Consider the following 20076-nt stretch of genomic DNA (forward strand, 5'->3'; position numbering starts at 1 on the left):
AAAAAGACACTTGAAAAAGACCTTGGAGGAAGTCATGCCCAAATCCGGTTCGACCCCGAAAATATCCCGCCGCACCGCGCTCGCCGGCCTGTCGGCAGGCGCGGCGCTGCTCGCCATGCCCCGTCTGGGCCGCGCCGCGGACGAGACGATCCGCATCGGCTTCCCGACGCCGCTGACCGGCCCCTTCGCCGCGGAAGCACGCGATCAGGTCAAATGCGCCGAGCTTGCGGTGAAGCTCGTCAACGATAAGGGCGGCATCGGCGGCCGCAAGGTCGAGCTGCTGGTGCGCGATGACAAGCTCAATGCCGGCGAGGCCGCGACGCGGACGCTCGAACTGATCGAGAAGGACAAGGTTCACGCCGTGGTCGGCGCGCTCTCCAGCGCCGTGCAGCTCGCGGTCAACGAGGTCACCCGCGCCCGCGGCGTGATCTACGTCTCGATCAGCCAGTCCGACACCATCAACGAAGCCAAGGATTTCAGCAAATACACCTTCCACGAGGCGCTCAATCCGCACATGACGACCGCAGCGGTGGCGCGACAGACCTTGAAGAAGGGCATGAAGGTCGCGCATCTTGTTGCTGATTACGCCTATGGTCACGAGATGCTGCGCGGCTTCAAGCGCGCGCAGGCGGCGATCGGCGCGGACAATGTCGGCGAGATACTGCATCCGTTCGGTGCGGCCGACTATTCCACCTTCATGCCGCGCCTGATGTCGATGCGGCCTGATGTGCTCTGCATCTCCAATTTCGGCCGCGACCAGGCCAATGCGATCAAGCAGGCGGTGGATTTCGGCGTCAAGCAGCAGATGAAGATCGTCGTCCCCGTCATCCTGCACAACCAGCGTCTTGCGGTCGGCCCCGACGTGTTCGAGGGCGTGGTCGGCGGCGCCAATTACTATTGGGGCCTGGAGGCGCAGAGCAAGTCGGCAGCCAGCTTCAACGCGGCGTACAAGGCCGCCAACGGCGGCGCGATCCCGACCGATTACGGCGCCTACGGCTATTCCGGCGTCGGATCCTTGCTGGCCGCCATGCAGGCCGCCGGCGGTACCGACACCGACAAGGTGGTCGATGCGCTGGAGAAGCTGCAATATGATCTGACCAAGGGGCTGCAGCATTACCGCAAATGCGACCATCAGTCGGTTCAGTCGGTGCTGGTGCTGGAGTCCAAGAAGAAGTCCGCCATGGCGGGCGACAACGATCTGTTCGCCATTCTCGCCAACGACACAGGCTCGGACGACATGCTGCGCAGCTGCAGCGAGCTTGGCCACGCGACCTAAGACTTGTGACGATGGACCTGTCGCTGATCATCATGCAGCTTCTCTCCGGGATTGCCCTTGGGGCGGTCCTGGTGATCACTGCGCTTGGACTGACGATCGTGTTCGGCATGCTCGGGGTGGTCAATTTCGCCCATGGCGCGCTGTTCATGATCGGGGCCTATGCCGGGCTGTATCTGGCCTCGCTCACAGGCAGCTTCTGGTGGGGACTGCTGCTCGCGCCCATCCTGATCGGCGCGTTCGGCATGCTGATCGAGTTCGTGCTGATCCGCAGGCTGTATGGACGCTCGATCGACGATCCGCTGCTGCTCACCTTCGGCCTCAGCTACGTCCTGGTCGAGGGCGTGCGCATCGTGTTCGGCAGCGACGGCATTCCGTTTCCGACCCCGCCGCAGCTGATCGGCGTGCTCGATCTCGGCATCGGCTTCTTCCCGCGCTACCGCCTGTTCGTCATCGTGCTGGTGGCGCTGGTGCTGCTGGTGCTCTGGCTGACGCTGGAGAAGACCCGTGTCGGCTTGATCGTGCGCGCGGGTGCGCGCGATCCCACCATCATGCAGGTGCTCGGTGTCGACATCGGCCGGGTGTGGCTCGCGATCTTCGGTCTTGGCGTCGGACTTGCCGCGCTGGGCGGCGTGCTCGCCGGGCCCATGCGCAGCGTCAATCCGGAGATGGGCTCGCTGGTTCTGGCCGAAGCCTTCGTCGTCACCGTGATCGGCGGTCTCGGCTCGATCGTCGGCGCGGTCGTGGCCGGCCTCATGGTCGGCATTTCCATCAGCCTGGTGGCGCTGTTCGCGCCTGAAATGGCGACCATCGTCATGTTCGCGCTGATGGCGGTGGTGCTGCTGATCCGCCCGCAAGGCCTGTTCGGCGTGAGAGGGAGGACGGCGTGACGCACCCTTCGAGCGGCGAGGCTCTCGCCAAGCCTGCGCCGAGCGGGCTCGGCAGGCTTCTCGACCACCGCGTGCTGCTCTCCATCGCCGTGTTGGCGATATTGCCCTGGCTGCTGCCGTCCAAGGCGCTGGCCGTCAACGTCCTGATCTACGGCGTCGTGGTGATGGGCTACAATCTGCTGTTCGGCTACACCGGGCTGCTGTCATTCGGCCAGGCCGCGTTCTTCGGTGCGGGAGCCTACTTCACCGGCATTGCGATCGGCCGCTACGGCGTGCCGTGGTTTGCCGCGGTCGCGATCGCCGTGTGTCTCAGCACCTGCCTTGCGGCTCTGATCGGCATTGTCTCGACGCGCACCCGCGGCATCTATTTCTCCATGGTGACGCTCGCCTTGGCGCAACTCGTCTACTACGTCGCGCTCCAGGCCTCGTCCTTTACCGGCGGTGAGAACGGCCTGCGCGGCTTTACCGTCGACCGCATCAGCCTGTTCGGCCTCCAGGTCAATTTTCTCGACCCCGTCAACAAATATTACGTGCTGATGGCGTTCGCGGCGCTGGCGATGTGGTTCCAGTCGCGCATCCTGAACTCGCCGTTCGGGGCCGTCATCGAGGCGATCCGCGAGAACGAGCAGCGGGCGCGGGCCTGCGGCTATGACGTCGAGCGCAGCAAGCTGGTCGTGTTCATGCTGTCGGGCGCGATCTCCTCGCTCGGCGGCTGCATGCTGGCGCTGCATCTGTCGATCGTGCCGCTCGACATCCTGCACTACCAGACCTCGGGCATGATCGTGATGATGGTGCTGCTCGGCGGTGCCCGCAGCTTCTTCGGCCCCTTCGTCGGCGCGGCGAGCTTCCTGATTCTGGAGGACGTCATCTCGCTGTGGACGCCGCACTGGCAGATCTTCGTCGGCGCGATCTTCGTGCTGTTCGTGCTGTTCCTGCCCAAGGGCATCTGGGGAACGCTGCTGGACGTCCTCGGCATCGGAAAGGCGCGGCGATGAGCGGCGAGCTGCTTCGCGTCGAGGGAATCGGCAAGCGCTTCGGCGGCTTCGTCGCGCTCGAGGACATTACCTTGTCCTTTGCGGCGGGGCAGCTCACCTCGATCATCGGGCCGAACGGTGCCGGCAAGAGCACGTTTTTCAATATCCTGTCCGGTGTGTTGACGCCGACGTCCGGCAAGCTGCACTTCCGCGGACGCGAGCTGAACGGCCTGCCGCAGCACCGCTTCGTGCATCAGGGCATTTCGCGCTCCTATCAGATCACCAACATCTTTCCGGATCTGTCGGTGCATGAGAACGTCCGCGTCGCTGCCCAGGCGCTGACCGTGAGCTACGACATCTGGCGGAATCGCGCTCGGCTGACCGAATTGCATGCGCGTGCTGATGCGGCACTCGACGCGGTGGGGCTTCTCGGCAAGCGAAGCGAATTTGCAAAGTTCCTGTCGCATGGCCAGCAGCGCGCGCTGGAGATCGCGATCGCGCTGGTCTCCGAGCCCGAGTTGCTGCTGCTCGACGAGCCGACCGCCGGCATGGGACCGGAAGAGACCAAGGACATGGTCGCGCTGCTGGAGCGGCTCGCCGACAAGCGCACCGTGCTCCTGGTGGAGCACAAGATGAAGATGGTGCTGGGCCTGTCCAAGCGCGTGGTGGTGCTGCATCATGGCCGTCTGCTCGCGGACGGCGCGCCCGACGAGATCAGGAGCAATCCGGAAGTCCGCCGGGTTTATCTCGGACAGAGTGAAGGTTATGGCTGAGACCGCGCTGCTCGAAATCGAAGACCTCCACGCCTGGTATGGCGCGAGCCACATCCTCCACGGCATCTCGCTGCACGTGAAGGAGGGCGAGGTGGTTGCCCTCGTCGGTCGCAACGGCGCCGGCAAGACCACGACCTTGCGAACCATGATGGGCCTGATGCCGAAGGCGACCGGCCGCGTGCGCTTTGCGGGCAGGGAGCTCCTGCCGTTGCGCGCCCATCAGCGCTTCCACCTCGGTCTCGCTTACGTGCCCGAGGAGCGGCGCATCGTTCCCGGGCTGTCGGTGCGCGAGAACCTCCGGCTCGGTCTCGTCGCGGCCGGCAGCGGCATCGAGGAGCGGGCCGCGATCGACGAAATCGCCGAGACCTTTCCGCGTTTGAAGGAGCGCCTCGACCAGGAGGGCGTGACGCTCTCCGGCGGCGAGCAGCAGATGCTGGCGATCGCGCGCGCGCTGATCGGCAAGCCCAAGATGATCCTGCTGGATGAACCCTCGGAGGGCATCATGCCCGTCCTCGTCGAGGAGATGGGCGTGCTGTTCCGCCGCCTGCGCGACGAGGGCAAGACACTGCTGCTGGTCGAGCAGAACGTCGAATGGGCTCTTCGATTGGCCGACCGCGCCGTGATCATCGACCAGGGCGAGGTCGTGCATCAAAGCAGCGCGGCGGCGCTGCTCGCGGACAAGGACATCCAGGAACGCTACTGCGCGGTCTGATGTCTGGGCCCGCTAGGCGACGACCTTGGCGCCGTCGAGGCGCCGGCGTTCGTTCGCCAGATAGTCGCCGATCGCATCGGCCGACATCGGTTTTGCGAAATAATAGCCCTGGATGTAGTCGCAGCCGAGCCGGCGCAAGGTGTCGAGCTGGGCGCGGGTCTCGACGCCCTCGGCGACGCAGGCGATCTCCATGTCGTCGCAGAGGCCCGTCAGCGACTTGATGATCTTGTGACTGACCGGATTCTCGTTGATGTCGGCGACGAAGCTGCGGTCGACCTTGATCTTGTCGAGCGGCAGCCGGTGCACATGGCTCAGCGACGAATAGCCGGTGCCGAAATCGTCCAGCGAAATGCCGCAGCCCATCGCCTTCAGCGTCGCGACCGACTGCTGCGCGCGCACGAAATCGAAGGTGACGGCGGTCTCGGTGATCTCGAAGTCGATCCGGCGTGGTGACAGACCGCTTTTCTCGATGATGGAGATCAGCGGCAGGATGCCTTCGGCGGCGCAGACGTCGTGCGCGGACAGGTTGAACGACAGGCGGATGTCGTCGGGCCAGGTCTTGGCGGTCGCGAGTGCACGCGCCAACAGCGTCTGCGTCAGTGGCCGGATCAGGCCGATGCGCTCGGCGGCGGGAATGAAGTCGGCGGGAGAAACCCAGCCGAGACGGGGGCTGTGCCAGCGCGCCAGCGTCTCGAAGCCCGCAGTGTGCTCGCTCATGGCATCGACGATCGGCTGGAACACCTGCTCCATCTCGGCGCCGAAATCGGAGGTGCGCAACAGGTTCTCGATCACGCCGCGGCTGCGGATCTCGGCCTCGAGCTCGCCCGAGAAGATCACGGTGCGCCCGCGCAGTTGGCGCTTGGCGTGATAGAGCGAATAGTCGGCGCATTCATAGAGAGCTTCCGACGTCGTCGCGGAGTCCGGAAACAGCGCAAAACCGATCGAGCAGGACAGGCCGGTGTGGGCGGTGTCGAGCTGGTAAGGCAGCTTGACCTGCCCGCCGATACGTTCGCCGAGCCGTGCCAGATCGGCATCGTCGGGATTACCACACACGACGAGGCCAAACTCGTCGCCGCCGAGCCGGGCGAATTCCACGCGTTGCGGGCCGAAGCCCTCGCAGACCTCGCGGATGCGGCGGCCGGCCTCGATCAGCACGCGGTCGCCGACGCTGTGGCCGTAATTGTCGTTGATCGGCTTGAAGCCGTCGAGGTCGATGATGCCGACCGCGACGCGAACGTTTCTGCGCTCGGCGTCGGCAAAGGCGCTCGACAGCTCGGCGAAGAAGCGGCGGCGGTTCGGCAGCTCGGTGAGGGAATCCAGATTGGCGAGGCGGAAGTTCTCGTCCGAGAGCGCCTGGGTCGCCGCCTGCTGTGCCAGCAGCGATTTGCGGCTGGCGACGAGGTCGGCGAAGTCCCGGTAGTAGATGGTCAGCACCGTCACCATCGCGCCGGTGACCAGCAGATTGTTGACGGCCATCGCCTCCAGCGTCGGCTCGCCCGTGGCGAAGTAAAACACGACGTAGGGCACGTCGACGACGAGAGTCACGATCAGCGCGGCCGAACGCAGATGCATCAGCGAGAAGATGCAACCGATCACGGTCACCGCCATGTAGAAGGCCACCTGGCTCTTGGCAAAGGGATCGCCGTAGGGATAGAGGGCGAACGACCAGACCGTGAAGCCCGCCGCGATCGGTGCCGCGATCCAGTTGGTGAGACGCAGATTGCGCAGGATGTCGGCGTCGCTGCGGACGACGTGGCGCTGCCGCAGCCACCAGAAGGTCCGATAGCCCGCCACCGCGATCAATACGCCGGGCACGATCATGCTGAGCGAGGCCGGCGCCAGCGGCACATAGGTATATGCGACCGCGATCGTGTTGGTGATCAGGATGAAGTAGAGCAGCGGGATCTGCTTGGAGAAGGCGTCGAACTGCGCGCGCGTCAGCTCGGGATTGTCGGCCGGCACGCGAAACAGCCGTATGGCGGCGGCGAAGTGAAACTTCAAATCGGCAACAGGCATTGAAAATACGAGCCCCGGATCCTGAAAACGCCGGCGATCTTGCATAGCGTGGGTAAAGGGCGCGTTAGATCGGGCCTTGCACGAAAGACCAGCACAGGTTGCACGCTACCGCAGGAGTTTCCGGGCGCGTGCCAGGGTAAGACTGTGTTAACGATACGGGGCGGCGTCAGCAGGCGTATCGGCGGCGAAGTCCTGCAAAAGCCGCGGTTACGTTCTGCTAACCATGCGTTTCGGCGCAACGTCTTGCCGCACCTCTCCCCGGCGGGCAGGGCAATCGCATATGAGTGGAAGGATGGGGCGGCATCGGCACTCGGCTCCCTCTCCCGCTTGCGGGGGAGGGGCGGGGTGGGGGTGTCTCCGCGGCGGGATTGTTGAGGACGACCGAGGATGTCCCTACGCGGCGAGAGCCCTCACCCGCCGCGCTCTGCGAGCGCGTCGGCCTCTCCCGCAAGCGGGAGAGGCGGAGCAAGCCCACAGACAATCCCTTAAAATCCAAATGCGATTGCGCTGCCCAGCGGGGGAGAGGTCAAAGGCAGCATGCGATGCGGCTACTTCTTTTCCAGCGCCGCGGTCTGCTTGGCGAGTTGCTTGTCGAAATCCTCCGACAGGCTGGTCGCATAGGTCGCAAGCTCACCCGGTTTGACGAACGGATTCGGCGTGCCGTCCTTCATCTGCGCACGCTTGGCCTGCATGCCATAGACCTCGGGATGCGGCCCGAGCAGCACGTCGACCTTCATCGCCTTCACTTTGGCGTAGGTCGCGCGGTAGTCGTCGACGATGCCGGGATAGGTCGGCTGTCCCACCAGCCGGTTCAGCGCCACGGTGCCGCTGCAGAAGAACAGCACCTCGCGGTTCTGATCGCCGTCCTTGACGGTCATCTCCCAGCTCGTGCAGCCGGGCGAGTGGCCGGGCGTCGCATGCGCTGTCAGCGTGGTGTCGCCGAGCGTAACCTTGTCGCCTTCCTTCACGACACGGTCGACCTTCACCGGCGGGAAAGCGAGGTCTTCGTTCTTCTCGTCGCCGGGATAATAGCCGCCTTCGAGCAGCGGCTTGTCGCGCTCGCCGGCCACGAGCTGCGCACCGGTCTCCTTCTTGATCTCGGCAAACCCGCCGGTGTGATCGAGATGCGCGTGTGAGTTGAGGACGATCTTGATGTCGGCCACCTTGAAGCCGAGCTTGGCGATATGGTCCTTGATCATGCCGGTCGACTGGGGCATCGCCGTGTCCATCAGGATCAGGCCCTGCGATGTCTTGATCACGTAGACGGCGATGCCTTCGGTCCCGACATAGTAGATGTTGCCGATGAGCTGGAACGGCTCGAACGGCGCCGTCCATTTCTGCATGACCGCTGCCAGGAATTCCTTGAGGGTCTGAGCCTGCGCGCCGGTTGCCAGGAATGCCAACGCACACAGCGCGGCTGTGAGTTTTCTCATAGTTTGCTCCCGAAGTGTTCTTGTCGTTTTGATCGGGCGGACGTCGCGGCTCGACCGCGCGCAGGTTACGTTGCAGCCGGCGTTGCGGGCAACTGCCTCGTATGAGGAAAATTTATCTGCCGCGCGGGAGCTTAGCGTCCGATCGTGACGCCGGCGGTCGAGCGCATGGCATCGCGGAGGCTCCTCGCGTTCATGTCGTCGAGGACTTCTCGCATCAGTACGGTGGTCTGGCCGGGCGTGCTGAGGATGGTCTCGCCGCGCGAGGAGGAGAGCCGGTCCACCTTATAGGGTGCGGCTGGATCGGTGGCGGGCGTGTGGTGAGGCCGTTTGCTGGACGCCGCAAAGGCTCCTTGCGAGATGCAGAGGGCGGCGATCACGATCAGTCGCAACAGCTTTGCAGGCATGCGATCTCCCATGTTCGGGAAACCTCAGCCTAGCACAGCGCGACGTCGCTTGCAGCGGAAAGGATCAGGCCAGAGCGGCCTGGCGTTCCCGCACCGGTTCGCGAACCCGGTCGAGCTTCCCTGGCTCGGCGAGCCGGGTGAAGCTGCGATGGCTCGCCTGCGCGGGGGCCTCGACGATGACGCCCTCGCAGACGATCTGTCCGCCGAGCATCTTGAATTCCAGCTTGTCGTAGCGTGGCATCGTCTCGCCGGGTGCAGGCGGCAGCAGCCCGACGCTGCCCTGGATGTTCAGCGTGGCTTCGCCGGTGCCGTGAAGGCGGGGATTCCACATCCTGACTCCGCTTTCCGCCCAGCGCTGCCGGATCAGCGCGATGCGATCGGCAGGTTCCGTGGCTTTCGCGCGAAGTTTCGGCGCACTGCGAATCTCCTCAGCGGGAGCTGCGAGAGCCGGAGCCGGCTCATCATGCGTGACCACGATGGCGTCGGCGGAAGCGTCCTCCGCGGCGACAGGGGCAGGATCGCTTGCAGCGACCGGCTCGATGGCCACCGCCGTGCCGGAGGTGGGATCGCTGTCGATGCTCTCTTCAGCGACAGGCTCCGCCGGGACGTCGCGATCGGCAAGCGTGACCTGGGAATCGTCTACAACGGGCCCGACATCCACGGCGGCAACAATGGAGGGATCGTCGGCAACGACGAGAGCGGGAGCGTCAGCCGAAGCGACCTCGATCGAAGCGACCTCAACTGAAGCGACCTCGAGATTGGACGAGGTCTCCTCCACGACATCGGGCTCAACGTCGGCTGCGAGCTCGGGAGATGAATCGCTGCTGATGACGGGCTCAGCGGCTTTGGCCGGCTCGTCCTCGATGTCGATGGCCGCGACCGCTTCCGTGGCGACGGGCTCGAGCTTCGTCGAGACCTCCACAGGCGGATCATTGTCGATGACGGGTTCAGGAACATCGACCGTTTTGGAAGCGTCGACCGTCTCGCCCGCCACTTCGTCCAGGACCAAAACCTCTGCCACGAAGACCGGCTCGACATCTGACGGCGCCTGCTGCAGGGAATCGTCGCTGCCGGCGATATCGGCTGCTGCTTCCGCGATGACAGGGTGGGCGGTGCCGTCCTCGGCGACCGCCGCGTCGCCGCGCAGCGGATCAGTGCCGATGCCGGTGTCGAGAGCCGGGAGAGCTTCAGTGCTGTCGGCGACGATGACAGGTTGTTCCGCGACGACCGCCGCGCCGTCGATGCTGCCGCCATGCGGCAAGGGCCGAAGCCGGGTGAACGCCCATTTCACCGCGGGGATGCGGCGCAGCAACGATATCAGTCTCGAAAGCACAGGGAGTTGTCCAAGAGGTACTCGGCGTAAGGCAATCGCTGATTCGCCAGCAATATGAAAAACTGCCCGGCCGTCACACCCCTGTCAATGTAGGCGGGACCAATTGCAGAACATCCACGCATTCGTCGTGTGCGAGTGGTGACCGGATCAAGTGTCAGCCATCACACTGAGACTGCGATCGTCGTGACGCTGCAGCGCGATAGACCGCTACCTTCGCGGGCAGCGCTTACCACACCAGACGGAAGCCGCCGGTGCCCCTATAGCTGTGATTGTCCGCGGGAGCATCGAGGCTTGCGCGATAGGTGACCTCGCCGAACACGGCGTAGCGGCCGTTCGCCCAGCTATAGGTGCCGCCGCCGCCGATGCTGCCCCACAGCCGGTCATGGCCGCTGGCGAATCCGGTACCGGCGACATCGATCCTGGTGCCTTCGAGAAATTCGTAGTGCAGATTGCCGATGGCATAGAGGTCGGAGCGGACGATACCCCAAACATCGTCCTCGGCGTCAGCCCTGGAGCTATTGGCACGACGGGCAACTTTCGCCTTGGTTCGACGGGAGTGACCAGCCTCACGATTCAGAACAGCAGCAAGCTGACAACCATTGGCGGCGCCATTCAGGTCGGCACCAACGTTGGCGCTACGACCACCATGACGGTGACCGGAGCCGGATCGCAATGGACAGCCAACGGCATAGTCACGGTGGGAGGTGGCGGTGCAGGCATCGTCAACATCATGCATTCACGCATGACCACGCGTGTCGAACGTAAATTGATGACGTGCACGGCAAGACGACGACGGCATCTTGTGCGCGCGCAACATGACGGAGCGAGCCGAGACTCGCTGCGCCACATGTCGCGGCTGATTCGCGAGCCTCGCGCTTCAAGACGGCCCGGGCCGAGCTCTGCGTCTTGGTCTATCGCCCGCCGGAACCCGAGCCTGAACCGGCGCCCGCGCTGCCTCCGGCCTGGCTGCCCATGTTGTTGGTGTTGGTGCCGCCGGCCGATGGCGACTGCGCGCCCTTGCTGTCGCTGGCCTCGTTCTGCATGTTCGACGACTTGCCGGTCGTCATTCCCTTGGTCGCGGGGCCGCGCGAGGAGGGGCCGACGTCGCCCTGACCGGAGGCGCCGGGAGCCGGTTGTGTCTGCGCGAAGGCGCCACCGGTCGCCAGCGCCATGATGCATGCGGATGCCAGAATGATCTTTTTCATGGGATTCTCCTTGACATGACATCTCCGGACAATCCGCCTGCGCCATCCGCGTTCCTGCCGATTTGACGCCATCGCTTCAACTCTCTGCGGCCGAATGTCGGGGTTCCCGTCGCCATCGCCATCGGCTATTCAGGACCGTCATTGTTTGTGGGGGACGACGCATGAGGAAGATTGTCGCCATCGGAGCGGTGCTGCTCTGGTCCACCATCGCCTTCGCGCAGGAGCGCACCATCACGGTTGCCTCGACCACCTCGACGGAACAATCAGGCCTGTTCGGCCATCTGCTGCCGCTGTTCTCGAAGGACGAGGGCATCAGCGTGAAGGTCGTTGCCGTCGGTACCGGCCAGGCACTGGATATCGGGCGGCGCGGCGATGCCGACGTGGTGTTCGTCCATGATCGGGCCGCCGAAGACAAGTTCATGTCCGAAGGACAGGGCGTGAAGCGCTTCGACGTCATGTACAACGATTTCGTCGTCGTGGGGCCCAAGAGTGATCCCGCGAAGATCGCCGGCGGCAAGGACGTCACCGATGCGCTGCGCAAGATCGCGGCAGCGAAGGCGCCGTTCATCTCGCGCGGCGACAAGTCCGGCACGCACGCGGCCGAGCTCCGGCTGTGGAAAGAGGCGGGCGTCGACATCAGTGCCGGCAAGGACAGCTGGTATCGTGAGATCGGCCAGGGCATGGGCCCGGCGCTGAACATGGCGTCGTCGTCGAACGCCTATGTTCTCTCGGACCGCGGCACCTGGCTCTCCTTCAAGAATCGCGGCGAGCTCGCCATCCTGACCGAGGGCGACAAGCGGCTGTTCAACCAGTACGGCGTCATGCTGGTCGATCCGGCCAAGCATGCGAACGTGAAGGCGAAGGACGGGCAAGCCTTCATCGACTGGCTGGTCTCGCCGAAGGGGCAGGACGCGATCGCCGGCTACAAGGTGGACGGCGAGCAGCTATTTTTCCCCAACGCGTCCCACTAGCAGGAAGGCGACGGTCGACACCGCGACGCTGAGCGCGAGCAGGATCAGTCCGAGTCCGAGTGCCAGCGGCAGATCGCCCTTGCTGGTCTCCAGCGCGATCGCGGTCGTCATCGTGCGCGTGAAGCCGCGGATGTTGCCGCCGACGATGATGATGGCGCCGACCTCGGCGATGGCGCGCCCGAAGGCCGCGAGAAAGGCCGTCAGCAGCGAGGTCCGGCCCAGCGCGTACAGCAGCGCCATGCAGCGGAAGACTGACAGTCCGTCGATCCGTGCCAGATCGCCATATTCCGCCCACAGCAGGCTCGCCGGCCTGTGCACCAGCGCCACTACGATCGGGGTGGCGAGCAGCGTCTGCGCGATCACCATGGCGGCCGGCGTGAACAACAGTCCGGCCACCCCGAGCGGGCCGGACCGCGACAGCAGAAGATAGAGCGCCAGCCCGACCACGACCGGCGGAAGGCCGAGCAGCGCATTGGTCAGCACGATGATGACCTGACGTCCGCGGAAACGCGTGATCGCGAGCAAGGCCCCGATCGGCGCGCCGATCAGCAGGGCAAGGACGCTCGCGGTCAGGCTGACGCGCACCGACAATGCGACGATGCCGAGCAGCTCGGCGTCGGCTTCGCCGATCAGCGAAAGCGCCGCGCCAACGGATCGTGCGAAATCGTTCATCCGGCCTGACGCTGTTGCGCCGGCAGCAGATCGAGCACCAGTTCGGAGGGGCGGCAGAGCCTGACGCCCTTCGACGTCACGACAATCGGCCTGTTGATCAGGATCGGGTGCGCCATCATCGCATCGAGCAACTGATCGTCGGTCAGCGCGGGGTTGGCGAGCCCGAGCTCTGCATAGGGGGCAGCCTTCTCGCGAACCGCCTCACGCACCGAAATTCCCATGCGTGCGATGAGTTGCTGCAGCAGGGCTCGCGATGGCGGCGTCTTCAAATACTCGACCACATGCGGCTCGATGCCGGCGTTCCGGATCGTCGCGAGCGTCGTGCGTGACGTGCCGCATTCGGGATTGTGGTAGATGATCACGTCCATTGCAGATGCCTCGTGCTCAGCAGCAGGCCTTTGAGGCCGCCGGCGCCGCTTGCGGCGCGCAGCAGGCCGACTGGGTCTCTTGTTTCTCATGCGCGACCCGGGCCTGGTTCTCGCCGGTGCCGTCACCGTAGTCGGTGCTCTCGCCCGTGGTGTGGAAGGTTTCCCAGGCGATACCGGCGGGATCATCGATCCAGGACTTTTCCGACTTGGCATAGCAGCAGGTGGTCTGCCCCTGCTCGACGACGTTGCCACCGGCCTTGCGCAGCCGGGCATAGACCTCCTGGAGCTCCTCGCCGGTCTCGACCTGGATGCCGAGATGGTCGAGGCCGGCGGCGCGTCCGCGCGTCGAGATCGCAAAATTCACCCGGGGATCGTCCAGCATCCATTTGGCATAGTCGGACTTCACGACCGAGGGCTCGCTCGCAAACAGTGCGGAGTAGAACCCGATGGACCGGGAGAGATCCTCGACGGACACGTGAACGTGCAGGCGCTTCATGGTCTGTCCTTTCAGGCTGGCACCCTGTTGCGCTTTCGCGCGGCCCTCGGAGCGCGTAACGCTCCGCCTCAGCAACCAAACGATTGTGGAAATAACAGGCAGCTGTCAATCGAGATAGGGGGCAATCCGTCCCAATCTCGATCCGACGGCGGGCGTTTTGAGGTTCAGCGTTTGGCGGCAGCCGATGCCGAGATCCTGGGCGCAGCGTCGATGCTCTGCTGCCAATAGCGTTCGATCTGGTCGATCAAGGCAGGCGGGAGCGGGACGTAGTTGAGCGTCTGGGCCTCGGACTTTCCGTTTTCCAGCGCCCAGCGGACGAAGTCGATGGCGGCTGCCGATCGTTCCGGTGATTTCGGCGCCTTCGGCATCAGCACGAAGGTCGTCGCCGTGATCGGGTAGGCGTCGTCACCGGGCGCGTTGGTGAGCACGAGATGGAAATCCTTCTCCGCTTTCCAGTCCGCGCTTGATGCGGCCGCCTGGAAAGATGCGGCGTCGGGCACGACGTAATTGCCGGCGCTGTTCTGCACGATTCCGAAGGAAATCCGGTCGAGCCGTTGCAGCGCGTAAGTGTATTCGAGATAACCGATCGCGCCGGGAACGAGGCTGACGAGCGAGGCGACGCCGTCATTGCCACGGCCGCCGAGGCCAAGCGGCCACTCGACGGAGGTGCCTTCGCCCACGCTGGCTTTCCACTGCGGGCTAACCTTCGAGAGGTAGTTCGACCAGTTGAACGTCGTGCCGGAGCCGTCGATGCGATGGACCACCGTGATCGCGGCGTTCGGCAATCTGACGTCGGGGTTGATCGCGGCGATCGCGGGATCGTTCCAGGATTTGAGCTTGCCGAGATAGATGTCGGCGAGCACCTGCCCGGTGAAGCGAATCTGGCCGGGCTTGACGCCGTCGATATTGACCACGGGGACGACGCCTCCGATCACGATCGGGAATTGCATCAGGCCGAGCCTGTCGAGCTCCTTCGGCTCGATCGGCATGTCGCTGGTGCCGAAATCGACGGCTTCTTTCTTGATCAGGCCGATGCCGATGCCGGAGCCGACGGCTTGATAGCTGACGACGTTTCCGGTCTTGGCCCTGTACGCCTCGGTCCATTTCGCCATCACGGGCGAAACGAAGGTTGAGCCGGCGCCTTTGGTTTCGGCTGCCATGCCTGGCGTTGCGACGAGCAGAGCGGCGAGGATGATGGGAAGTGCAATATGTGTCTTCATTTGCGCGACGCTAACAGGTGGGGCATGAAGCCGATGTGGTCGATCTCACAATTGCGTCGCGAGGCATTCGCGGTGGCCATTGCGCGCCGACTACACCACGCCGTCAGCTCCGCCGCGTCGTCCGATCGAGGGAGATCGCTGGCCCGGCCGGGCAGGACGCAATTTGGGGCAAATTGCGCGCCATGCGGCCAAATCGGGCCGTTTCGCACCCGCCGGCAGCTTTATTCCCGCCGTGGATGCTTTATGGAGAGTGCGGATCAGGTCGCAGTCGCCCCGTGGCGGTGCTAGACCCTGATGCAGGGAATAATGGGCCGTGCCGTGTCGGCGGGGCCGCAAGGATGAAGGATATGGAGCAATGATCCAGACCGTTGGCATCATCGGGGCAGGGACCATGGGGAATGGTATCGCGCAGGTCTGCGCGGCGGCCGGGCTCTCGGTCGTGATGGTCGACATTTCCGATACGGCGGTGAACCGCGGGCTGTCGACCGTCGGCGGCAGCCTCGAGCGTCTAGTCAAGAAGGAGAAGATGTCGGCGGCCGACCGCGAGGCGGCGCTCAAGCGCATCACCGGCACCACCGACCGGGCGAAGCTTGCCGATTGCGATCTCGTCATCGAGGCCGCAACCGAGAACGAGGAGCTCAAGGTCAAGATCCTGAAGGATCTCTGCGCGACGTTGTCGCCGCGCACGCTACTCGCGACCAACACCTCGTCGATCTCGATCACGAAGCTCGCTGCGGCGACCGATCGTCCCGATCGCTTCATCGGCATGCACTTCTTCAACCCGGTGCCGGTGATGGCGCTGCTGGAGCTGATCCGCGGCCTGCAGACCTCCGACGACACCCACGCCAAGGCCCTCGATTTCGCCAAGCGCGTCGGCAAGGTGGCGATCACCGCCAAGAACAGCCCGGGCTTTGCCGTCAACCGCATCCTGTGTCCGATGATCAACGAGGCGATCTTCGCGCTCCAGGAGGGGATCGCGACGGCGGAAGAGATCGACGCCGGCATGAAGCTCGGTTGCAACCATCCGATCGGGCCGCTGGCTTTGGCCGATCTCGTCGGGCTCGACACCATGCTTTCGGTGATGGAGGTCTTTTATAAGGGCTTCAACGATCCTAAATACAGGCCAGCGCCGCTGCTCAAGGAGATGGTCGATGCCGGCCATCTCGGCCGCAAGACCGGGCAGGGCTTCTACGTCTACGGTACGTGATCTTGTCATCGCGACAAAGACGGTCCCGTAGGGTGGGCAAAGCGAAGCGTGCCCACGTCCCGTGGCCGTATCGGACTGATGGTGGGCACGGCGCAAGTGCGCCTTTGCCCACCCTACGATACTGATCAAGGAGCAGGTGCCGGGCTCGAAACGCCGCGGCCCAATCCCGCAATTTGCGCCAGGACAAAGATGTCGGGCGCATTTGGCCTGACAATGTCGAACGGGCGGCTCGCGGGAACGCGGGAACAACGAACGGAAAACGAAGGATATGTCGGATCGACTGAAGGCCGAGCGCGAGGCGGCGGCCGCGCGGCGGAACCTGTTGACCCAGGATGCGATCGAGCGCACCGGGATTACCGAAGAGATGATCGGGGAACTCGTCACCCGCTTCTATGGGCGCGTGCGCGAAGATGCACGGCTGGGCCCGGTGTTCGGGATCGTGCAGAACTGGGACGAGCATCTCGCCAAGCTCAAAGATTTCTGGTCCTCGGTCGTGCTGATGAGCGGCCGCTATCACGGCTCGCCGATGCGGGCGCATTTGCCGCTGAGCCTGGTGGGCGATCATTTCGACCGCTGGCTCGATCTGTTCGAGCAGACCGCGCGTGAGGTCTGCCCGCCGCCGGCGGCTGCACTGTTCATCGACAAGGCGCGCCGCATCGCCGACAGTTTTGAGATGGCATCGGCCACCGTCGCCGGTTCTATCGCCGCGCCGCGCCACGTGCTCAGGTCCTGACGACGACCGGCTGTCTGCAAAACATGCAGGGACATCGCGCTGCGGTTGCGCGGCGCGATGAATAGCGCGCTGCACCAATTCCAACATCATCGGTCTGATCTGCAAAATCATCATGCCGCTCGCGCGGCGCGACGTTGAAATTGTGAAAACGCGCTTGAATACGTTCATCGTCGTTCAATCAACGCGAGCAAAGCCATATTGATGCACTGCGGCGCCAATTCTTCGCCTTGTTTTCGGCAGAGTTCCAGCGCCTGCTTGTGAACATGTCCCGCGCATCCTTCACAACCAATTCATCATCGTCCGAGAGTCCTGGGGAACCCGAAGCCGACGCCTGTGCCGAGCAGACGCGGCGAACGATCTTGCTTGGCGCGCTCGCCTCCACCGCCTGCCTCGGTTGCTCCGCGTCTGCGCGCGCGGGCGAGGATCCGCCCGGGTCCGACGAACGGCCGCAGAAAGGCGATGTGCTCGTCTTCTCCGAAGGCGACAAGGAGGGAAAGCTCATCACCGCAGCCGACCTGCCGGCCGGCGGACCGCCGGTGCATGCCTGGCCGAAGGATCCCAAGACATCGGTGGTGCGCAGCGCCTCTCGGCTCAACGAGATCCTCATCATCAAGCTCGATCCCGCCGAGCTCGACGAGAAGACGGCCGCGCGCGCCGTCGATGGCATCATCGCCTATTCGGCGATCTGCTCGCATGCCGGCTGTCCCGTCACCGCCTGGGTGAAGAGCGATGTCGGCGACAAGGAGGTGTTCAAGTGCATGTGTCACAACTCCGAATACGATCCTCGTGCGGGCGCACAGGTCGTGTTCGGCCCGGCGCCGCGACGGCTCGCGGCGCTGCCGGTGGCGCTCGCTGACGGCTCTCTCAGCGTCGCCGGCAATTTCATCGGAAAGGTAGGTGGCGCGCAGCCAGGATGATGGAGGTGCGGGCCCGCGCCCGCGTCACGAGAGGTCGTATCCGCCGTTGGGCGGACGACGGGACGAACGACAAGAATTCAACACAAGAATTCAAACGGATGAAAAGGGGAACGTCCATGACCAGGAAGCAATGGTACCTGTCCGGCTTCGTCGCCTTCACCTGCCTCGCCTCGACCGCCGCCGTGTCAGGTCCGATCGAGAATTACGCGCCGGTCACCGCACAGCGGCTGGAAAATCCAGAGCCAAACAACTGGATGCTCTATCGGCGCACCTATGACGGGCACGGCTATAGCCCGCTCGATCAGATCAACACCTCCAACGTGAAGAACCTCACGCCGGCCTGGACCTTTGCCACCGGCGTCGTCGAAGGCCACGAGGCGCCGCCGATCGTCAACAACGGCGTGATGTTCGTGGCGACCCCGATGGGACAGGTGATCGCGCTGAACGCCAAGACCGGCGACGAATACTGGCGCTACAAGCGGCAGCTCCCCGACGATCTGTTCCAGCTGCACCCGACCAGCCGCGGCGTCGGCCTCTGGGAGGACAAGCTCTACCTCGCCACCACGGACGACCATGTTGTCGCGCTCGATGCCAAGACCGGCAAAGTGGTGTGGGACACCAAGGTGCAGGACTACAAGAAGGGCCAGTACATGACCCTGATGCCGCTGATCGTCGACGGCAAGGTCATTGTCGGCGGCTCCGGCGGCGAGTTCGGCGTGCGCGGCTATATCGCGGCCTATGATGCCAAGGACGGCAAGGAGCTGTGGCGAACCTTCACCATTCCGGGCGAAGGCGAGCCGGGCCATGACACCTGGCAGGGCGACGACTGGAAGAACGGCGGCGGCTCGGCCTGGATGACCGGCAATTACGACAAGGAGACCAAGACGATCTATTGGGGCGTCGGCAACGCCGCGCCATGGCCCGGCGAGACCCATCCCGGCGACAATCTCTACACCTCCTCGGTACTTGCGCTCGATCCGAGCACGGGCAAGATCAAGACCTATCACCAGTATCACCAGAACGATTCCTGGGACTGGGACGAGGTCGATGCGCCGATGCTGATCGACCTGCAACGCGATGGCCGCAACATCAAGAGCCTGGTCCATCCCGGCCGCGACGCGATCTTCTGGGTGCTCGAGCGCACGCCGACTAAGATCAACTACGTCGCCGGCTGGCCGTTCGTCTCAACCGACGTCTGGAAGGGCATCGAGCCCGAGAGCGGCAAGCCGATCGTCGACCCCGCGCACAAGCCGGTGATCGGCAAGCGCGTCGAGTTCTGTCCGTCGCTGTGGGGAGGCAAGGATTGGCCGTCGGCGGCCTACAGCCAGAAGACCGGCCTCGTCTACGTGCCCGCCAACGAGAATTTCTGCGGCGGGTTCACCGGCGAAAAGGTCGCCCTCAAGCCGGGCGAGCTCTGGCTCGGCACCAAGCCGGAAGACATCGGCCTGAAGACGAAGCCGGGCGCGGATCATTTCGGCGAGCTGCAGGCCTGGGACCCCACCACGGGCAAGAAGGTGTGGCAACACAACTTCCCGAAGTCGCAGCTGTTCGGCTCGGTGACCGCGACCGCGGGCGATCTCATCTTCGTCGGCGGCACCAATGACCGCAACTTCCGCGCTTTCAACGCCAAGACCGGCGAGCTCCTGTGGGAGCAGAAGACCAACTCCGGCATCATGGGCATGCCGGTGTCCTACGAGATCGACGGCACCCAATACATCGCGATCCAGTCGGGATGGGGCGTCGACGCGCAGCGCATCCAGGACGCGCTGGTGACCAACAACATCGGCATCGAAGCCAATGTGCCGCAAGGCGGCGTCATCTGGGTGTTCGCGCTGAAGAAGTAGCTCCGCGGCGGATCGAAGGAAGCGGAGCAGCAGGGGGGTGGCGAATGCGGCGGACGGCAACGTCCGCCGCATTTTTGTATCTTCCTTCTCCCCTTCAAGGTCGGGCGATCGCATATGGCGCTTTGCGCGACCTGAGCGCACGCCTCGTCCTTCGAGACGACCGCTTCGCGGTCTCCTCAAGATGAGGCTAAACAGCATCGGTGCTCGTTGAAGCGACCGCCGCGCACGCGATCCTCATCCTGAGGGCCCGCCAAAGGCGGGCGTCTCGAAGGATGGCCACAAGGAAAATCAGTCCCATTGCAATCGCCCTCTCCCGCAAGCAGGGGAAGAGGGCACATCCATGCGCAGCCGTCAGATAACTACTTCCCCTGACGCTCCACCTTGTCCTTTTCCTTCTGGTTCATCTCGCGAACCTTGGGATCCGGATTGTGTTGTCCGGTGGTCTGGGTGGTGGAGGCAGGCGGGGCGTTGGCGTTGGGCAGCGAGTTCTGGTCCGGCGCGGTGGGGCGTGTCGCGGTAGCCGGCGGCGTCGTGTTGCTCTGGGCGAATGCGCCGGAGGCCGTCACAAGAAAGGCGCCCGACAGCAACGAGACTGCGAGCGCCTTTGAGATATTTGTCATCGATCTGCTCCTGTC

General features: G+C 64.3%; 20 protein-coding genes. 10 read left to right on the forward strand and 10 right to left on the reverse strand.

Annotation, left to right across the window (positions count from 1 at the left end; genetic code table 11):
• The first annotated feature begins 34 nt into the window (after nucleotides 1-34).
• From RAD10_RS37270 to RAD10_RS37290, 5 genes are read left to right on the forward strand one after another with little or no spacing between them, the layout of a single operon-like run.
• A complete protein-coding gene (locus RAD10_RS37270) occupies nucleotides 35-1276 on the forward strand; it encodes an ABC transporter substrate-binding protein (protein WP_461621359.1) in 1242 nt (413 codons plus the stop codon).
• Nucleotides 1277-1287: 11 nt separating this feature from the next.
• Entirely contained in the window at nucleotides 1288-2163 is an 876-nt protein-coding gene (locus tag RAD10_RS37275) for a branched-chain amino acid ABC transporter permease (RefSeq protein WP_461621360.1), read from the forward strand.
• Nucleotides 2160-3158, forward strand: coding sequence for a branched-chain amino acid ABC transporter permease (locus RAD10_RS37280; protein ID WP_461621361.1), 999 nt, complete (start codon nucleotides 2160-2162; stop codon nucleotides 3156-3158). The genes RAD10_RS37275 and RAD10_RS37280 overlap by 4 nt, the downstream gene beginning before the upstream one ends.
• A complete protein-coding gene (locus RAD10_RS37285; protein ID WP_461621362.1) occupies nucleotides 3155-3910 on the forward strand; it encodes an ABC transporter ATP-binding protein in 756 nt (251 codons plus the stop codon). The genes RAD10_RS37280 and RAD10_RS37285 overlap by 4 nt, the downstream gene beginning before the upstream one ends.
• Nucleotides 3903-4622, forward strand: coding sequence for an ABC transporter ATP-binding protein (locus RAD10_RS37290; protein WP_461621363.1), 720 nt, complete (start codon nucleotides 3903-3905; stop codon nucleotides 4620-4622). The genes RAD10_RS37285 and RAD10_RS37290 overlap by 8 nt, the downstream gene beginning before the upstream one ends.
• 12 nt (nucleotides 4623-4634) lie before the next feature.
• On the opposite strand, the gene RAD10_RS37295 is transcribed toward RAD10_RS37290, so the two are convergent.
• From RAD10_RS37295 to RAD10_RS37315, 5 genes are all read right to left on the reverse strand, one after another.
• Nucleotides 4635-6638 (reverse strand): putative bifunctional diguanylate cyclase/phosphodiesterase, encoded by a 2004-nt coding sequence (locus RAD10_RS37295; RefSeq protein WP_461621364.1) that lies wholly within the window; start codon nucleotides 6636-6638, stop codon nucleotides 4635-4637.
• Between the two features lie 548 nt (nucleotides 6639-7186).
• Entirely contained in the window at nucleotides 7187-8071 is an 885-nt protein-coding gene (blaBJP, locus tag RAD10_RS37300) for a BJP family subclass B3 metallo-beta-lactamase (protein WP_461621365.1), read from the reverse strand.
• 131 nt (nucleotides 8072-8202) lie between these two features.
• Complete coding sequence (locus RAD10_RS37305) at nucleotides 8203-8475, reverse strand: TonB-dependent receptor plug domain-containing protein (protein WP_461621366.1); 273 nt, start codon at nucleotides 8473-8475, stop codon at nucleotides 8203-8205.
• Nucleotides 8476-8539: 64 nt separating this feature from the next.
• A complete protein-coding gene (locus tag RAD10_RS37310; RefSeq protein WP_461621367.1) occupies nucleotides 8540-9808 on the reverse strand; it encodes a hypothetical protein in 1269 nt (422 codons plus the stop codon).
• A 911-nt stretch (nucleotides 9809-10719) separates the two neighbouring features.
• A complete protein-coding gene (locus RAD10_RS37315) occupies nucleotides 10720-11013 on the reverse strand; it encodes a hypothetical protein (RefSeq protein WP_461621368.1) in 294 nt (97 codons plus the stop codon).
• A gap of 161 nt (nucleotides 11014-11174) precedes the next feature.
• On the opposite strand from RAD10_RS37315, the gene RAD10_RS37320 reads away from it, so the two are divergent.
• Nucleotides 11175-11984: an ABC transporter substrate-binding protein gene (locus RAD10_RS37320; protein WP_461621369.1), complete on the forward strand. Its 810-nt coding sequence runs from the start codon at nucleotides 11175-11177 to the stop codon at nucleotides 11982-11984.
• Here the strand turns inward: RAD10_RS37320 and RAD10_RS37325 are convergent.
• From RAD10_RS37325 to pstS, 4 genes are all read right to left on the reverse strand, one after another.
• The gene (locus RAD10_RS37325) at nucleotides 11958-12656 is read right to left on the reverse strand and encodes an ABC transporter permease (RefSeq protein ID WP_461621370.1); all 699 of its coding nucleotides are present in this window, start codon (nucleotides 12654-12656) and stop codon (nucleotides 11958-11960) included. The two genes, RAD10_RS37320 and RAD10_RS37325, sit on opposite strands and share 27 nt — an antisense overlap.
• Entirely contained in the window at nucleotides 12653-13024 is a 372-nt protein-coding gene (gene arsC / locus RAD10_RS37330) for an arsenate reductase (glutaredoxin) (protein ID WP_461621371.1), read from the reverse strand. Before arsC ends, RAD10_RS37325 begins: the two co-directional genes overlap by 4 nt.
• A 16-nt stretch (nucleotides 13025-13040) precedes the next feature.
• On the reverse strand, nucleotides 13041-13520 hold the full coding sequence (locus RAD10_RS37335; RefSeq protein ID WP_091963142.1) for an ArsI/CadI family heavy metal resistance metalloenzyme: 480 nt from the start codon (nucleotides 13518-13520) through the stop codon (nucleotides 13041-13043).
• A 164-nt stretch (nucleotides 13521-13684) separates the two neighbouring features.
• Entirely contained in the window at nucleotides 13685-14740 is a 1056-nt protein-coding gene (gene pstS / locus RAD10_RS37340; protein WP_461621372.1) for a phosphate ABC transporter substrate-binding protein PstS, read from the reverse strand.
• Between the two features lie 355 nt (nucleotides 14741-15095).
• Between pstS and RAD10_RS37345 the strand changes: the two genes are divergently transcribed.
• From RAD10_RS37345 to RAD10_RS37360, 4 genes are all read left to right on the forward strand, one after another.
• Complete coding sequence (locus RAD10_RS37345) at nucleotides 15096-15947, forward strand: 3-hydroxybutyryl-CoA dehydrogenase (protein WP_461621373.1); 852 nt, start codon at nucleotides 15096-15098, stop codon at nucleotides 15945-15947.
• Between the two features lie 268 nt (nucleotides 15948-16215).
• Nucleotides 16216-16680 (forward strand): group III truncated hemoglobin, encoded by a 465-nt coding sequence (locus RAD10_RS37350; RefSeq protein ID WP_461621374.1) that lies wholly within the window; start codon nucleotides 16216-16218, stop codon nucleotides 16678-16680.
• A gap of 263 nt (nucleotides 16681-16943) precedes the next feature.
• Nucleotides 16944-17597, forward strand: a complete 654-nt coding sequence (locus RAD10_RS37355) for a QcrA and Rieske domain-containing protein (protein WP_461621375.1) — start codon at nucleotides 16944-16946, stop codon at nucleotides 17595-17597.
• A gap of 116 nt (nucleotides 17598-17713) precedes the next feature.
• On the forward strand, nucleotides 17714-19441 hold the full coding sequence (locus tag RAD10_RS37360) for a methanol/ethanol family PQQ-dependent dehydrogenase (protein WP_461621376.1): 1728 nt from the start codon (nucleotides 17714-17716) through the stop codon (nucleotides 19439-19441).
• Between the two features lie 359 nt (nucleotides 19442-19800).
• Here the strand turns inward: RAD10_RS37360 and RAD10_RS37365 are convergent, their stop codons facing one another.
• On the reverse strand, nucleotides 19801-20061 hold the full coding sequence (locus RAD10_RS37365) for a hypothetical protein (RefSeq protein ID WP_091966602.1): 261 nt from the start codon (nucleotides 20059-20061) through the stop codon (nucleotides 19801-19803).
• Between the last annotated feature and the right edge of the window lie 15 nt (nucleotides 20062-20076).

It is taken from the genome of Bradyrhizobium sp. 23AC (genome assembly GCF_054863025.1).

Coding starts and splice junctions, on each gene's coding strand:
- RAD10_RS37345 (WP_461621373.1), top strand. CDS start 15,096: ATGATCCAGACCGTTGGCATCATCGGGGCAGGGACCATGGGGAATGGT.
- blaBJP (WP_461621365.1), bottom strand. CDS start 8,071: ATGAGAAAACTCACAGCCGCGCTGTGTGCGTTGGCATTCCTGGCAACC.
- RAD10_RS37365 (WP_091966602.1), bottom strand. CDS start 20,061: ATGACAAATATCTCAAAGGCGCTCGCAGTCTCGTTGCTGTCGGGCGCC.
- pstS (WP_461621372.1), bottom strand. CDS start 14,740: ATGAAGACACATATTGCACTTCCCATCATCCTCGCCGCTCTGCTCGTC.
- RAD10_RS37295 (WP_461621364.1), bottom strand. CDS start 6,638: ATGCCTGTTGCCGATTTGAAGTTTCACTTCGCCGCCGCCATACGGCTG.
- RAD10_RS37320 (WP_461621369.1), top strand. CDS start 11,175: ATGAGGAAGATTGTCGCCATCGGAGCGGTGCTGCTCTGGTCCACCATC.
- RAD10_RS37315 (WP_461621368.1), bottom strand. CDS start 11,013: ATGAAAAAGATCATTCTGGCATCCGCATGCATCATGGCGCTGGCGACC.
- RAD10_RS37305 (WP_461621366.1), bottom strand. CDS start 8,475: ATGCCTGCAAAGCTGTTGCGACTGATCGTGATCGCCGCCCTCTGCATC.
- RAD10_RS37360 (WP_461621376.1), top strand. CDS start 17,714: ATGACCAGGAAGCAATGGTACCTGTCCGGCTTCGTCGCCTTCACCTGC.
- RAD10_RS37355 (WP_461621375.1), top strand. CDS start 16,944: ATGTCCCGCGCATCCTTCACAACCAATTCATCATCGTCCGAGAGTCCT.
- arsC (WP_461621371.1), bottom strand. CDS start 13,024: ATGGACGTGATCATCTACCACAATCCCGAATGCGGCACGTCACGCACG.
- RAD10_RS37285 (WP_461621362.1), top strand. CDS start 3,155: ATGAGCGGCGAGCTGCTTCGCGTCGAGGGAATCGGCAAGCGCTTCGGC.
- RAD10_RS37350 (WP_461621374.1), top strand. CDS start 16,216: ATGTCGGATCGACTGAAGGCCGAGCGCGAGGCGGCGGCCGCGCGGCGG.
- RAD10_RS37335 (WP_091963142.1), bottom strand. CDS start 13,520: ATGAAGCGCCTGCACGTTCACGTGTCCGTCGAGGATCTCTCCCGGTCC.
- RAD10_RS37270 (WP_461621359.1), top strand. CDS start 35: ATGCCCAAATCCGGTTCGACCCCGAAAATATCCCGCCGCACCGCGCTC.
- RAD10_RS37325 (WP_461621370.1), bottom strand. CDS start 12,656: ATGAACGATTTCGCACGATCCGTTGGCGCGGCGCTTTCGCTGATCGGC.
- RAD10_RS37275 (WP_461621360.1), top strand. CDS start 1,288: ATGGACCTGTCGCTGATCATCATGCAGCTTCTCTCCGGGATTGCCCTT.
- RAD10_RS37290 (WP_461621363.1), top strand. CDS start 3,903: ATGGCTGAGACCGCGCTGCTCGAAATCGAAGACCTCCACGCCTGGTAT.